General features: G+C 52.0%; 11 protein-coding genes. 7 read left to right on the top strand and 4 right to left on the bottom strand.

The window, feature by feature from the left end; genetic code table 11:
* Positions 1 to 21: 21 nt before the first annotated feature.
* Positions 22 to 2,892, bottom strand: a complete 2,871-nt coding sequence (gene gcvP / locus VE954_RS14675; RefSeq protein WP_324954000.1) for an aminomethyl-transferring glycine dehydrogenase — start codon at positions 2,890 to 2,892, stop codon at positions 22 to 24.
* Between the two features lie 482 nt (positions 2,893 to 3,374).
* Between gcvP and VE954_RS14680 the strand changes: the two genes are divergently transcribed.
* The 6 genes from VE954_RS14680 to VE954_RS14705 all read left to right on the top strand — a co-directional run bounded on the left by VE954_RS14680 (position 3,375) and on the right by VE954_RS14705 (position 9,617).
* Positions 3,375 to 4,583: an imelysin family protein gene (locus tag VE954_RS14680; protein WP_324954002.1), complete on the top strand. Its 1,209-nt coding sequence runs from the start codon at positions 3,375 to 3,377 to the stop codon at positions 4,581 to 4,583.
* Between the two features lie 13 nt (positions 4,584 to 4,596).
* Complete coding sequence (locus VE954_RS14685; protein WP_324954004.1) at positions 4,597 to 5,553, top strand: sterol desaturase family protein; 957 nt, start codon at positions 4,597 to 4,599, stop codon at positions 5,551 to 5,553.
* Positions 5,554 to 5,847: 294 nt separating this feature from the next.
* Positions 5,848 to 7,419: an FMN-binding glutamate synthase family protein gene (locus VE954_RS14690; protein WP_324954006.1), complete on the top strand. Its 1,572-nt coding sequence runs from the start codon at positions 5,848 to 5,850 to the stop codon at positions 7,417 to 7,419.
* Positions 7,403 to 7,825: a GreA/GreB family elongation factor gene (locus tag VE954_RS14695; protein ID WP_324954008.1), complete on the top strand. Its 423-nt coding sequence runs from the start codon at positions 7,403 to 7,405 to the stop codon at positions 7,823 to 7,825. Before VE954_RS14690 ends, VE954_RS14695 begins: the two co-directional genes overlap by 17 nt.
* A gap of 21 nt (positions 7,826 to 7,846) precedes the next feature.
* Positions 7,847 to 8,863, top strand: coding sequence for a rod shape-determining protein (locus tag VE954_RS14700; RefSeq protein WP_324954010.1), 1,017 nt, complete (start codon positions 7,847 to 7,849; stop codon positions 8,861 to 8,863).
* A gap of 115 nt (positions 8,864 to 8,978) precedes the next feature.
* Entirely contained in the window at positions 8,979 to 9,617 is a 639-nt protein-coding gene (locus VE954_RS14705; protein WP_324954012.1) for a YceI family protein, read from the top strand.
* A gap of 90 nt (positions 9,618 to 9,707) precedes the next feature.
* On the opposite strand, the gene gcvH is transcribed toward VE954_RS14705, so the two are convergent.
* The 3 genes from gcvH to VE954_RS14720 all read right to left on the bottom strand — a co-directional run bounded on the left by gcvH (position 9,708) and on the right by VE954_RS14720 (position 11,736).
* Entirely contained in the window at positions 9,708 to 10,088 is a 381-nt protein-coding gene (gene gcvH, locus VE954_RS14710) for a glycine cleavage system protein GcvH (protein ID WP_324954014.1), read from the bottom strand.
* Positions 10,089 to 10,127: 39 nt separating this feature from the next.
* On the bottom strand, positions 10,128 to 11,237 hold the full coding sequence (gene gcvT / locus VE954_RS14715) for a glycine cleavage system aminomethyltransferase GcvT (RefSeq protein ID WP_324954016.1): 1,110 nt from the start codon (positions 11,235 to 11,237) through the stop codon (positions 10,128 to 10,130).
* A gap of 208 nt (positions 11,238 to 11,445) precedes the next feature.
* Entirely contained in the window at positions 11,446 to 11,736 is a 291-nt protein-coding gene (locus tag VE954_RS14720; protein WP_324954018.1) for a DUF1992 domain-containing protein, read from the bottom strand.
* Between the two features lie 176 nt (positions 11,737 to 11,912).
* On the opposite strand from VE954_RS14720, the gene VE954_RS14725 reads away from it, so the two are divergent.
* On the top strand, positions 11,913 to 12,821 hold the full coding sequence (locus tag VE954_RS14725; RefSeq protein WP_324954019.1) for a pseudouridine-5'-phosphate glycosidase: 909 nt from the start codon (positions 11,913 to 11,915) through the stop codon (positions 12,819 to 12,821).
* Positions 12,822 to 13,175 lie beyond the last annotated feature (354 nt).

Below are 13,175 nucleotides of genomic sequence, written 5' to 3' on the forward strand. Positions count from 1 at the left end.
CGAAGGGAAGGGCAAAATCAATCAGCTATACGAAGAAATATCCGGACACGTACACACCAAATTCCGGTCACCATAGGCGTTATCAACCCGCCCAACGAATGGCCAGAACTTGTTGTCTTTCACCCAACCTTTAGGAAACGCAGCCTGCTCACGGCTATAAGGCCGATCCCAGCCACCTGTAATCACAGCCGCCGTATGCGGTGCATTCTTCAGCACGTTATTATCCTTGGGCACCTTGCCCTGCTCCACTTCCCGAATCTCGTTCCGAATGCTGATCATCGTGTCACAGAACTTATCCAGTTCCGATTTCGCTTCCGATTCCGTCGGCTCGATCATCATGGTATTCGGTACAGGCCAGGACACGGTCGGCGCATGATAACCATAGTCAATCAAACGCTTGGCAATATCATCAACGCTGACGTCGGCCGTCTTCTTCACTTCCTTCAAATCGACAATACACTCATGCGCCACCAGACCATTCTTGGCCCGGTAAACCACAGGGAACGAACTATCCAGCTTCTTCGCAATATAGTTCGCATTCAAAATAGCCACCTGGGTGGCCTTCTTCAGCCCATCAGGTCCCATCATGCGAATATACATCCACGAAATCGGCAGAATACTCGCACTGCCCCAAGGCGCAGCCGCGATCGGACCCACACCTTTATCACCGCCCATTTTCACCACAGGGTGATTCGGCAGGAACGGCGCCAGATGCTTCTTCACACCGATAGGGCCAACACCTGGTCCCCCACCCCCATGCGGGATACAGAAGGTCTTGTGCAAATTCAAGTGGCACACATCGGGACCGTATTTCCCAGGTCGGCAGAGACCGATCTGAGCATTCAGGTTCGCGCCATCCATATAAACCTGGCCACCATTCTCATGAATGACCTTACAGATCTGCACAATCTCTTCCTCGAACACGCCGTGTGTCGAAGGATAGGTAATCATCAAGGCAGCCAGATCATTTTTATGTTCCACGGCCTTGGTTTTGAGATCACCAAGATCAATGTTCCCATCGTTGTCACACTTCACCACCACAACCTGCATACCCGCCATGACAGCAGAAGCAGGGTTGGTGCCGTGCGCCGAGCTGGGAATCAAACACACCTTGCGATGACCCTGACCCTGCGACTGGTGAAACGCATTGATCACGAGCAGACCCGCATATTCTCCCTGCGCACCCGAGTTGGGCTGCAGTGAAATCGCATCAAAACCCGTACAGACCGCCAGATAATTCTCGAGCTGTTCGAACAGCTGCTTATAACCCTTGGCCTGATCCAAAGGCACAAAAGGATGCAAGCTATTCACTTCCGGCCAGGTGATGGGCAGAAGTTCCGAAGCGGCATTGAGCTTCATCGTACATGATCCCAGTGGAATCATGGAACGGGTCAGCGAAAGGTCGCGGGATTCAAGTTTACGAATATAACGCATCATCTCCGATTCGGATTGATACGTATTGAAAACAGGATGCTGCAGATAAGCCGAAGTCCGTACCAGAGCAGCAGGAATCGCCTGACCAGCCGAAGCCGCCAGATCCTTCAGCACAGGCACAGCTTTGCCTTCCGCAAAGATCGACAGAAGCTCAGTCACCTGAGCCGCATCAGCTTTCTCATCCAGAGCGATCAGAATATTATCGTCCAAACGGCCGAAGTTCACATTCTTCGCCAGCCCGGCCTGAACCACTTTATCCGCTTGCGCTTTATCCAGCTTCACAGCGAGCGTATCGAAATAATTGTCCGATTTCAGGCTGTAACCCAGCTTTTTCAAGCCCGTGCCGAGGAGTTGCGTCAGCGCATGCGTCCGCTCGGCAATGCGCTTCAGACCCTTGGGACCATGATACACGGCATACATCGAAGCCATGATCGCGAGCAGCACCTGAGCCGTACAGATGTTACTCGTCGCCTTATCGCGGCGGATATGCTGCTCACGCGTTTGCAGCGAGAGTCGATATCCGTTCTGACCGTTCGCATCCTTGGAAACACCAATGATACGACCGGGCATCCGGCGTTTGAATTCATCCTTGGTCGCAAAGAAACCGGCGTGAGGACCGCCATATCCCAGCGGCACACCAAAGCGCTGCGAGTTACCAACAGCGATATCGGCACCGAGTTCACCAGGTGAGGTCAAAACACAAAGCGCCAAAAGATCAGTTGCCAGTGTGACCATCAGACCCTTGTCTTTGGCCTGCGTGATCAGCTTGCGATAATCATCCACGACACCATCAGCCGCGGGGTACTGGAGCAAAATTCCAAAGGCATCACTGCCGAAATTCACTTTATAGGGATCCACGATGGAAACTTTCAGGCCCAAGGCCAGGGCCCGGGTCCTTACGACTTCAATCGTTTGCGGCAAACAGTTCGACGCAATGTAATACACATCACCCAGGCCTTCCCCGGCCAGATCCCGACTCATGGCCATCGCTTCGGCAGCAGCGGTGCCTTCGTCCAGCAGCGACGCATTCGAGAACGGCAGGCCAGTCAGATCAGAAACCATGGTCTGGAAGTTGATGAGCGCTTCCATGCGACCTTGCGCGATCTCGGCCTGATACGGCGTATACTGTGTGTACCAGGCTGGATTTTCGATGATGTTACGCAGCACAACCGAAGGTGTGACCGTGTCGTAATATCCAAGTCCGATATAGGAACGATTCAATTTATTTTGGCCCATGATGCGCTTCAATTCCGCGAGCGCTTCATGTTCCTGAAGGGCAGCCGGCAGATCCAAAAGCGCCGTGTCCTGAATGGCTTTGGGCAAAGCGGTGCGGGTTAATTCGTCAAGACTGGCATAACCTAGCTCTTGCAGCATAGCTTGGACATCGGAATCAGAAGGGCCGATGTGCCGACCAGAAAACTGCTGAACATCATTTGCTTTTTCCCAGACGTGAGACATGGAAATGGTCCACCTTTGTGTCGTGAGTTGTCATAGACGTCCGGTAATCTAGCTAAAGAATACAAAAAACGCAAATGATCCTCGCGACTTAGTTAGTCAGCACAAGCGGCTCTAACATGCTGTAATACTAAGAAGAATACCCCATTTTTGTCCTTTGTACGCCGGGGACCTGGCGGTTGATTCATGATGCCCTTGAATTCCCTTTAATTTCCGAGACTCGGCCGGAATTCGGGTTTTCCTTAAGCCCAGGACGCCAAATTCCGATGGAATTGATAATCAGAATCATTTACTCCTTCAGAATGCTGCTGACTTCAGCATCCATTCACCAAGAGTCGACGTGATGAGAGCCCATAGTCCCAGTCTGGGTCGGTCCGATCTGCGATCGAATTCCCTGTCAGCTCTACTCCGTCGCTTTATACTTTAAAAACCCAACGCGATGGCTTCATCGCGGATAACCCCAACTGCAGAGTGGAAACTTAACGATGAAACATTTCAGTCTTTTGTTGGCCCTGCCCTTGACCGTGGCTGGTTGCGGAAAAAGCAGCAGCGATAGCGCTCCCACCGTGGAGCTGCCCGTCTTCGATCGCATCGGACTCCTGAAGCAGCTGAGCACAGGCGTGATCCAGCCTCGTTACGCAAGCTTTATCGATCAAACCGCAGTGTTGAAACTGGCGACCGATAGCTTTTGTCAAAACCTCGCCGGGGGCAGCACCTGGGCGACCGCTTCAGCGCCAGCGCAAACCGCGTGGAAAAATACAATGGCTCTGTGGCAGGAAGTCGAGCCTTTGCAGTTTGGTCCCCTTGCCGAGAACGAAAGCACCCTGCGCTATGATATTTACACCTGGCCTCTGGTGAATGCCTGCGCCGTGGATCAGCAGGTTGCCGTCATGGCTGATAATACGGCAGCTTTCACGCTGTCGAGCAACGACGCCACCAAAAGCCTGAGCGCTATGGAATATCTGCTCTTCGATAACGATAGCCTCCATGCTTGCAAGGATACGGTAACCCAAACCCAAACCTGGAATGCCAGACCCGAAGCCAACCGCTATGAACTGCGTTGCGGCTATCTGCGCCTGTTGGCTGCTGATCTGGTGACCCAGGCGGAAACCCTGAAAAACAAGTGGAATGATGGCAGTCAGGGTTATCACTATCAATTGGTCGCGGAAGGTACGGATGAGGAACTTCAGCGTCGCATCAACGTGATTTCTGATAGTCTCTTTTTTCTGGATTCCGAGGTGAAGGATAAAAAACTAGGCGCCCCGCTGGGCATCCATACTTCCTGTACCACCGACGTTTGTCCTGAGGCGATCGAACATCTTTTTTCCCAGCAAAGCCTCACATCCATTGAGCATAATCTGATTGGCTTCGAAGATGCTTTTACCGGCGGTGATGGGCTCGGCTTTGATGATTACCTGAAGGCCGTGGGCGGTGACACCCTCATGCAGCAGATGCAGGCCAGTCTGCAAAAAGCGATCGCCACGGCGGATTCGCTTGCGAATCAGGACACCCTGACAAACTATATCAATAGTCTTGATCAGGCCGCTTGCGCCGCAACTACCGTTGATGATCGAAAGTCCGAAGTTTGCGCCCTATATCAGGAAATCAAAGCCGTTACGGATGAGCTGAAAACTGAATTTGTGGAAATTCTGAAGCTGACCACCCCTGCCCAGGTTTCAGGTGATAATGACTAATAAAGAGCCCGAAATGATTCTGGAGCAACTGCTGGAACCCGGATTGATGTTTTTCGATCCGAGCAAGCGGTTCTTTTGGGGCAGCCTTCTGGCATCCCTGCTCCTGATTATATTGGTCTCGGGATCCAGGCGTGGGGAACATCTGAGGATTCTTTTCTCGCCCCGCATCTGGTTTCACCGTTCCTCGTTGGCTGATATGAAAATTATCGGCATCAATACCCTCTTCCGTTTGCTGGTTTTTCCAGGCTCTTTTGTGACAACCGTCGGTATTGCTGCGGCGATCTCCCTTCTTCTGACCAAAATCGCTGGCGGCAAGCCTCAGCTCGGCTGGTCCCCTTTCTGGGTCACAGCCCTGTATAGTGTGGTGATCTTTCTTGCCGATGACTTCGCCCGCTTCTTTTTTCATTATCTGCAGCACCGTTGGCGTTGGCTGTGGTGCTTTCATCAGGTTCATCACAGTGCCTTGGTGATGACACCACTGACACTCATGCGCACGCATCCCGTGGATATTCTCTGGGCCCGCATCCGCAACTCCATCACGTACGGGCTGGTGACCGGCGTCTTCTTTTTTCTCTTTGGTTCGGCTGTTTCCGGCTGGGATATCATCGGCGCCGAAGCCCTGGGTTTTCTCTTCAACCTGGCGGGATCCAATCTTCGGCATTCGCAGGTTTGGATTCACTTCGGCCCGCTTGAAAAAATATTCATCAGCCCAGCCGCTCATCAGATTCATCACAGCCGGGATGTGGCGCACTTTGATAAGAATTTTGGCGTCTGCCTCGCCCTCTGGGATCTTATGTGGAAAACCCACGTCAATCCTCGACACGTCACAGATCCTGTACGGTTTGGTCTCGACGGTTCACCTTTGTCGGATGAACGCCAGAGTATCGTGACTCTCTATGTGCAGCCTTTCCGCGATCTTAAAGCAAAACGCCACGCCCCATCCAACGTCATCGGGGAAAACCCGGGTTGACTTCGTCCAAGGTTGTGCCATAGTTGAGTGGACTCCGGTCGTTTCAGAAAACCCTGGTGAGCCATGCAGCGTTACCTCAAAATTTTGAGTTTTCTCCCGCGAATCTCGCGCATTGCTTGCATTCGACTCCTATTTGCCAACGGCTCCCTCACGTGCCTTGGTCGACTCACAGTTCCAACACGGTCTTAAGCCCAGGATGCAAGGATTTTTCTGCCAAGAAAGCTCCAGGCACCCTGGGGGCTCTCTCCACACATTTTTAGCTAAATTAAAATTGAGTGTCTGAACGGAGCAGCTATGCGTCTTCAGGTTCGTTGGGTCATTGCGTTTGCGCTGATCATCTCGATGGGCGTGATGTATTTATCGGAATTATGGTGGATCTTTCTCCCTGGTATTTTTTTGCTGCTAATCGCAGCCCATGACCTGTATCAGACCAGGCATACCATACTCAGGAATTTCCCGGTTTTAGGTCATATTCGTTATGCCCTGGAATCCATTCGACCCGAGATTAATCAATATTTCATTGAATCCAATATCGATGGGACACCGATTAATCGTGAGAAACGGTCGCTCGTCTACCAAAGGGCTAAAAATCAGCGCGACACGGTACCCTTTGGATCCAGGCATGATATGTATGCCCCTGGTTTTGAGTGCGTGCATCATACGCTCTTTCCCACGCAGGTGAATACCAAACGCCTGCGGACGCGTATCGGGGGACCGGACTGCCGGCAACCTTATGATTCCAGTATTTTCATCATATCAGCCATGAGCTTTGGTGCGCTCAGCAGTCGTGCCGTTGAGGCTTTGAACGCCGGAGCGGCCATGGGGCAGTTTGCGCATAATTCCGGTGAGGGCGGCATCAGTGAGTACCATCTGAAACACGACGGCGACCTTATCTGGCAACTTGGAACGGGCTACTTCGGCTGTCGCACCCTTGCCGGTGATTTCGATGAAGAAAAGTTCGCCGCTACGGCATGCATGTCTCAGATCAAGATGATCGAACTGAAACTTTCGCAAGGAGCCAAACCCGGCCTGGGTGGTCTTTTGCCTGGAAAAAAAGTCAGTTTTGAAATCGCGCAGGTCAGGGGTGTCCTGCCGGGCTTGGATGTGGCCTCCCCTCCCCGGCACAAGACCTTTCAAAATGTGAGGGACATGCTGGTCTTTGTTTCCCGGCTTCGGTCTTTGAGTCAGGGCAAACCGATTGGCATCAAGCTCTGTGTCGGTCGGGCTGAAGAAATCGAGCAACTCTGCGCGGCCATGGTCGCGACTCAAATCATGCCGGATTTTATCAGCATTGATGGGGCTGAAGGAGGAACGGGTGCGGCGCCCCTGGAATTCACCAACCATATCGGCTTGCCTTTAACCGAGGCGCTGGTTCTGGTCCATAACACTCTGAACCAATATCAGATCAGACAGCACATTCGTTTGATTTGCAGCGGCAAAATCATAAGCGGCTTTGATATTGTGCGCGCCATGGCTTTGGGAGCCGATATCTGTGCTTCGGCTCGGGGCATGATGATGGCCTTGGGCTGCATTCAGGCGCTGCAGTGTGATTCCGATCGCTGTCCCACCGGCGTGGCCACCCAGGATCCCAATTTGGTTGCTGGCCTCGTGCCCGAGGAAAAATTCAAACGCGTCTTCAACTATCACAAGAAAACTGTGGAATCCGTCGCCGCCATGATGGGCGCCATGGGATTAACGGATTCGAACGAGATCACTGCCGATCTTATTTCAAGACGGACGACCCAGGGCGAGCTCATCCGTTTAAGCGAGCACTATGATGTCACACGTTATCGTGGAAAATTGGAGGGCAAAGAGCATGAAACAATCGACCAGACTTCAGGACATAAGAATGGGACACGCGCTTGAAATGATCACAGATCAGGATTTGAAAAGAATTCTGTCCTGCCTCCGCAGCGCAGTTTTGGAGGTCGAAATCCTGGATCTCTGGGAGGAAAAGATCGAACAGGCTGAGATTATCGATCAGAACGAAACGCCTCCGGATCTGGTGACAATTCACTCCATCGTGACCTGCACCGAGGATGGCGAGGGCCAGAGGGAACTTGAAAAAATGGGTCATTTAACCGTTGTTTTCCCACATGAGGCCAACATCGACGAGGGCAAGATATCGCTGCTGGCGCCTTTAGGAGTGGCCCTGCTGGGAGCCCGCGCCGGTCAAGCGATCACCTGGCAAGCCCGCAATGGACGGCTCAAAAGTCTGGTGGTGGATTCGATTGCCTACCAGCCTGAAGCCAATGGTCATTGGCATCTATAGATAACAGAGAGGGCTCTATCAATGTTAACAACGATGATCAGAAACTTAAGTTCCATGGACGTGGCCATCGATCTGGGCACATCAAAAACCGCCGTCTTCATCAAAGGGGAAGGTTTGGTTTATGAAGAGCCCTCTGTTATTAGTTTTCGCGATAATGGATATAGAAAGACCATCTTAGCCATCGGCCACGAAGCCTTTAAAATCAAGGGTAAGGAACCGGTGGGTGTGGCCACGGTCAGACCGTTGCAAGGCGGGGTCATCGATCAGCTGGAAGCGACCAAGTTGATGCTCAGGGAAATAGCCAGGCGTACCAGGATCGGGCGCTTTCTGAAAAAGCCCCGGGTATTAATCGGAGCGCCTTTTAGTATTTCCGATGTGGAACGTCGGGCTGTGATGGATGCCGTCAGTGTCTTTGATAGTTCTTCGGTGGCGATTGTAGAAGAGCCTTTGGCAGCTGCCATTGGAGCCGACATCGATATTTCGGAAAGTGTTGCCAATATGGTCGTGGATATTGGCAGTGGAATCACCGAGGCCGTGGTGATCTCTCTTGGTGGGATTGTGCATTCGGAATCCATTCGAGTCGGTGGTGACGCCATCACCGACTCGTTGGTTTCCTATTTTCGCAATCACTGCAATCTGATCGTAGGGGAACGAACCGTTGAGGGCCTTAAACCCCGACTGTGTGATGTTTTCGGGCAAGCTGAAGATATCCTTATTGTCAAAGGTATTGATGTGAATTCCTATCTGCCCCAGACCCGCAAAGTCAGATCGTGCGAAGTCAGAGAGGCGATTCTTGGTCCTGTCAGTGCCATCATTCGAACCATCCGTTTGATGCTGGAAAACACCCCTCCGATACTATCGGGTGACCTCATTGATCGCGGTATTATTCTTACGGGCGGCTCAGCGTTATTACAAAATTTGGGTGGGCTCATTGAACATTCGTTTGGAGTCCCGGTGCGTATTGCCAAGGATTCTGCAGGGGCCACGCTACGCGGCACCAGTTGCATGCTCGACGCCATCAACGTGATCCATGGCTAGTGGAATCACGTAAGGTCCACTACGAAGGTGCCTCGCCTTCCCTGGATCCCTCAGGTTCTTTGCATTACTATCGGGCTAATTTATGAAGCACTTCAAAACCTGTAGGAGGATTGTCATGAGTAAGTTAGGTCAATTGCTGAAAACTCAGCTCGCCGTGATGATACTGGTACTACCCTTGACCGCTCTAGCAGCTGCCATAGATTATGTGAAAGGTAAGTACGACGTTGATCCGGCTCATTCCCGCGTTTCCTTTGTCATTGGACATTTCGTGGTGTCTGAGGTGGAAGGTCGATTCAATGATGTCAAAGGCGAGTTCACGTTAGCCGAGCCTTTTACAGCCTCCAAAGTAACGGCCACCGTACCTGTGAAATCCATTGATACAGGCGTGGCCAAACGCGATGATCATTTGCGTTCCAAAGACTTCTTCGAAGTCACAAAGTTTCCCGATATGACGCTTGTCAGCAAATCCTTCACAGGCACACCGGAAGCTTTCAAAATGGTCGCTGCCTTGACCATTAAAGGAGTAACCAGGGACGTGACCTTCGAGGGAAAATATACCGGATCGGTGAAGGATTCCTGGGGCCAGCAACGTGCGGCCATGCAGGCCACTGCGACCATCAATAGAAAAGACTTCAACATCAACTATGATGACAAGGTTGCGATTGGGCCAGCGGTTGGGGAAGAGGTCAAGATTCGGCTGTGGACGGAAGGCGTGAAAGCTGAAGATGCGCAGAAAGGACCACCAAAGAAGTAACCCAACATGGGTCAGGGTTGTCCCAGGTTCGAGCCTGGGGACCACCCAACGGCTGCCCGGTAGCAGCAGCCAATATGATGCACACTAATCTTATTCTTCGTCAGCGATATACTTCTCGTATTCCGATGCCGAAATCAGCTCGCCGTCTTCCTTCGCGTACTCAACCTGCACCAGCCAGCCGTTTTTATAAGGATCTTCGGCCAGACCTTCGAGGTTCTTGGTAGCGGCGGTATTCACAGCCAGCACTTTGCCGGTCAGGGGCATATAAAGGTCGGATACGGTTTTGGTCGACTCGATGGTGCCGAAGGTCGAACCAGCTTTGAAGCTCTCGCCAACTTTCGGCAGGTCCAAGTGAACCACGTCGCCCAGCTGCTCGAGGGCATAGCCTGTCACGCCGATGGTTGCCTTGCCGTTTTCAAGGCGGATCCACTCATGTTCACGGGTGTATTTAAGTTCCTTAGGAAAAGACATGGTATACCTCTTTCAAGCATGAAAATACGGCTCAGGCGATCACTTAACCTGTGCCGAATATAGGGGTCTTTTTACGATCTTCGCAACTTTTCTTTTACCGCGAACATCAATCTCAAAGGTCTCACCCAGCTGGCCGCCATCCTTTTCAATCAGCGCCATGCCGCCGGCAAAATCGAGTGTTGGCAGGAACGAACCGCTGGTGACCACACCGATCTTGCGATCGCCCTTATAAATATCCATGCCGTGGCGGGGAATCCCCTGCTCTTCCAGCTGGAACGCCACCATTTTGCGTGCTGGAATCTTCCCAGCTTTTTGCGCTTCCATCTTGGCTTTACCTAGGAAATCGCCCTTTTCAAAACGCACGGCCCAGCCGATGCCGGCTTCGATCGGTGTTACGGTTTCATCCATGTCGTTGCCGTAAAGCAAATAACAGGCTTCCAATCGCAAAGTATCGCGGGCGCCCAGGCCGATCGGTTTTGCTGGTGTTTTTTCCAGCAGCGTGGCGAAGGCTTGTTCGGCGACGGCGTTGGGCAGATAGATTTCGTAGCCCCATTCGCCGGTGTATCCGGTGCGGGCGGTATATCCCATGTGTCCGAAGAAATTCGTGGGAACGATATCGGTGTATTTCAGGGCTTCGACTTTTTTCTGATCATCGGCGCTCAACAGTGCTTTCAGACAGTCCAGGCTTTTTGGGCCTTGGATTGCGATCTGTGACCACTGGGGGGATTGGTTATCCAGCTTTACGTTGTAGCCGGCTTTGTGATCGACGAGCCATTGGTAATCTTTATCGGCGTTCGATGCGTTCACGCACAGCAGATAATTGTTTTCCGCCAATCTGTATATAATCAGGTCATCCACGAAGCCCGCTTCGGGTGTGGGGAGTGCACTGTACTGACCGTTGCCATCGCCCAGGCGGCTGACATCGTTCACGGTGTGGAATTGCAGAAATTTCAGAGCGTCGGGGCCGGATACAAAAATCTCGCCCATGTGACTGACATCAAAAATCCCGCAGCTTTCCCGCACGGTCTTATGTTCCGCGAGCACGCCTTCGTAACTGATGGGCATATCCCAGCCACCGAATCCGGCGGTCTTGGCTTTCAGTTTTTTATGGATGGCATAGAGCGGTGTGGTCCTGAGCTTTTCTTCCATATTGGCGCCCCCAATTCATGCGATTTTACCGAGGCCCCGAGGGTACTCAAGCCGCTGCGGAAAGTCCAGGGCTGGGGACCGGAACCCGCAAACGGAGTCATTCGATCGAAGTGGGTGGTCGACCTGGTTCCGGGTTCCTTGGGCATTCACAATGACGCAATCGGATTCATCAGTAAGAAGGAGTGCGTCGGATGCCAGCCCTTCCCTTTTAGATCTGTCGTGAGGCTTGCTGCAGCATCCTTTGCTCGGTCAAAATTCTGATTTCGATTTCCAGATCCTGGCATTCGTTGTGGCCTGCGCCGGCCACCCTTTTTTCAGCCAGTTTTTTCCGAAGCTCCACCTCTCTGGGCATGATGCCTTTAGATTTCATCCAGCGGTCTATGGCCGATCCTTCGATCGGAGGAAGGGGTTGTCCCGCCCCTTTCAGATTGTCGAATTCACCCCTTCGCATGGCCTCTTCGATCGCATGAAGGGCCAGGAAATTGAAAATGTCGGTCATTTCAGGCTCCTTATTCCGCGCGGTTCTGCCCCCTTTAGATATGGAACAAGGGGTGGAAGAATTCAACGTGCGGGGACATGAAAACGTTTTCGCGAAGGGAGTTAGATCGGTTGACTTGCGCCGTAAAAAAGGGTCTTTTTCTCCCGGTCATTTGAACGAAGGAAAGGACCCTTGGCATGCATCCATATCTTGACATACACCCCGAAGTAGCCCAGGCCAAAGCGGAAGGGCGAGCTGTTGTTGCTCTGGAATCGACGATTATTTCGCACGGCATGCCTTATCCGCAAAATGTGGCGACGGCGCGGGAAGTCGAAGCGATTATTCGGGCGGAAGGTGCGGTGCCCGCAACGATTGGGATTATAAAAGGTCAGATTAAAATTGGATTGAGTGACTCTGAGCTGGAAAGCTTCGGTCAGAACCGTTCAGTTGAGAAAGTTTCGCGTCGAGATTTTCCCAGCTTAATTGCTCAAAAAATGGACGGGGCTACCACAGTCGCTGGAACTATGATTGCTGCGCAGTGGGCGGGCATTCGGGTTTTTGTTACCGGGGGTTTGGGCGGTGTGCACCGCGGGGCGGCTGATTCGTGGGATATTTCTGCGGATTTAACGGAGCTTGCCCAGACGGATGTGTGTGTTATTTGTGCAGGTGTGAAGTCGATTCTGGATATACCTAAGACACTTGAAGTTCTTGAGACATCGGGTGTTCCCGTGATCGGATATAGGACGGATGACTTTCCGGCGTTTTTCACTCGTTCGAGTGGATGTCCTGTGCTGCAACGGGTTGATGAGATGGTTGCGTTGGCTTCCATTATTAAAACCAAATACGAGTGGGGGCTGAAGGGTGGGGTTGTGGTGGCGAATCCAATTCCTGTTGAGAGTGAGATTCCTGCTATCGAAATCGATAAAACTATCGAAGAGGCTTTGGCTGACGCTGAACGTCAGGGAATTAAGGGTAAAGGTGTAACGCCGTTTCTGCTGAAGAATATTGTGGAGCGGACGCAGGGTCGGAGCTTGAAATCCAATATAGCTCTGGTGAAGAACAATGCTCGGGTGGGGGCGCAGCTTGCTGTTGCGATGTCGAAGTAAAATATTACTTTGCAGTTTTCAGATATGTGCATAAGGTAGGCGACAACATTGGCTTTAGGGTGGAAGCCGGAGCGCCAACTCCAGCTTCCCGAAACTACGGAGCCTGACAATTCTCGAAAAAAGCGGACCCCGCCGTTCCGTTCGCGGATCATAGGCGACTCACGTCCGCATTTCAATGTCAGTGTCTCCCTCATGGATTGAGGGAATCATGTCAAACGCACAGATCTCGTATAACTCCCCGGATCATCCAGCTTTTGCAGGCGGTCGTTACTTAAAAGCATTCGATCACCTGCACGATATCGACCATTATGAGCATAGCATTCTGACTTATTTGGGGTCTTTGATGCCCTTTGA

The sequence above is a fragment of the Oligoflexus sp. genome (assembly GCF_035638955.1).
GTDB lineage: Bacteria > Bdellovibrionota_B > Oligoflexia > Oligoflexales > Oligoflexaceae > Oligoflexus.

Excerpts from the sequence above, each read along its gene's own strand:
- gcvP (WP_324954000.1), bottom strand. The coding sequence starts at position 2,892 with ATGTCTCACGTCTGGGAAAAAGCAAATGATGTTCAGCAGTTTTCTGGT.
- VE954_RS14680 (WP_324954002.1), top strand. The coding sequence starts at position 3,375 with ATGAAACATTTCAGTCTTTTGTTGGCCCTGCCCTTGACCGTGGCTGGT.
- VE954_RS14685 (WP_324954004.1), top strand. The coding sequence starts at position 4,597 with ATGATTCTGGAGCAACTGCTGGAACCCGGATTGATGTTTTTCGATCCG.
- VE954_RS14690 (WP_324954006.1), top strand. The coding sequence starts at position 5,848 with ATGCGTCTTCAGGTTCGTTGGGTCATTGCGTTTGCGCTGATCATCTCG.
- VE954_RS14695 (WP_324954008.1), top strand. The coding sequence starts at position 7,403 with ATGGGACACGCGCTTGAAATGATCACAGATCAGGATTTGAAAAGAATT.
- VE954_RS14700 (WP_324954010.1), top strand. The coding sequence starts at position 7,847 with ATGTTAACAACGATGATCAGAAACTTAAGTTCCATGGACGTGGCCATC.
- VE954_RS14705 (WP_324954012.1), top strand. The coding sequence starts at position 8,979 with ATGAGTAAGTTAGGTCAATTGCTGAAAACTCAGCTCGCCGTGATGATA.
- gcvH (WP_324954014.1), bottom strand. The coding sequence starts at position 10,088 with ATGTCTTTTCCTAAGGAACTTAAATACACCCGTGAACATGAGTGGATC.
- gcvT (WP_324954016.1), bottom strand. The coding sequence starts at position 11,237 with ATGGAAGAAAAGCTCAGGACCACACCGCTCTATGCCATCCATAAAAAA.
- VE954_RS14720 (WP_324954018.1), bottom strand. The coding sequence starts at position 11,736 with ATGACCGACATTTTCAATTTCCTGGCCCTTCATGCGATCGAAGAGGCC.
- VE954_RS14725 (WP_324954019.1), top strand. The coding sequence starts at position 11,913 with ATGCATCCATATCTTGACATACACCCCGAAGTAGCCCAGGCCAAAGCG.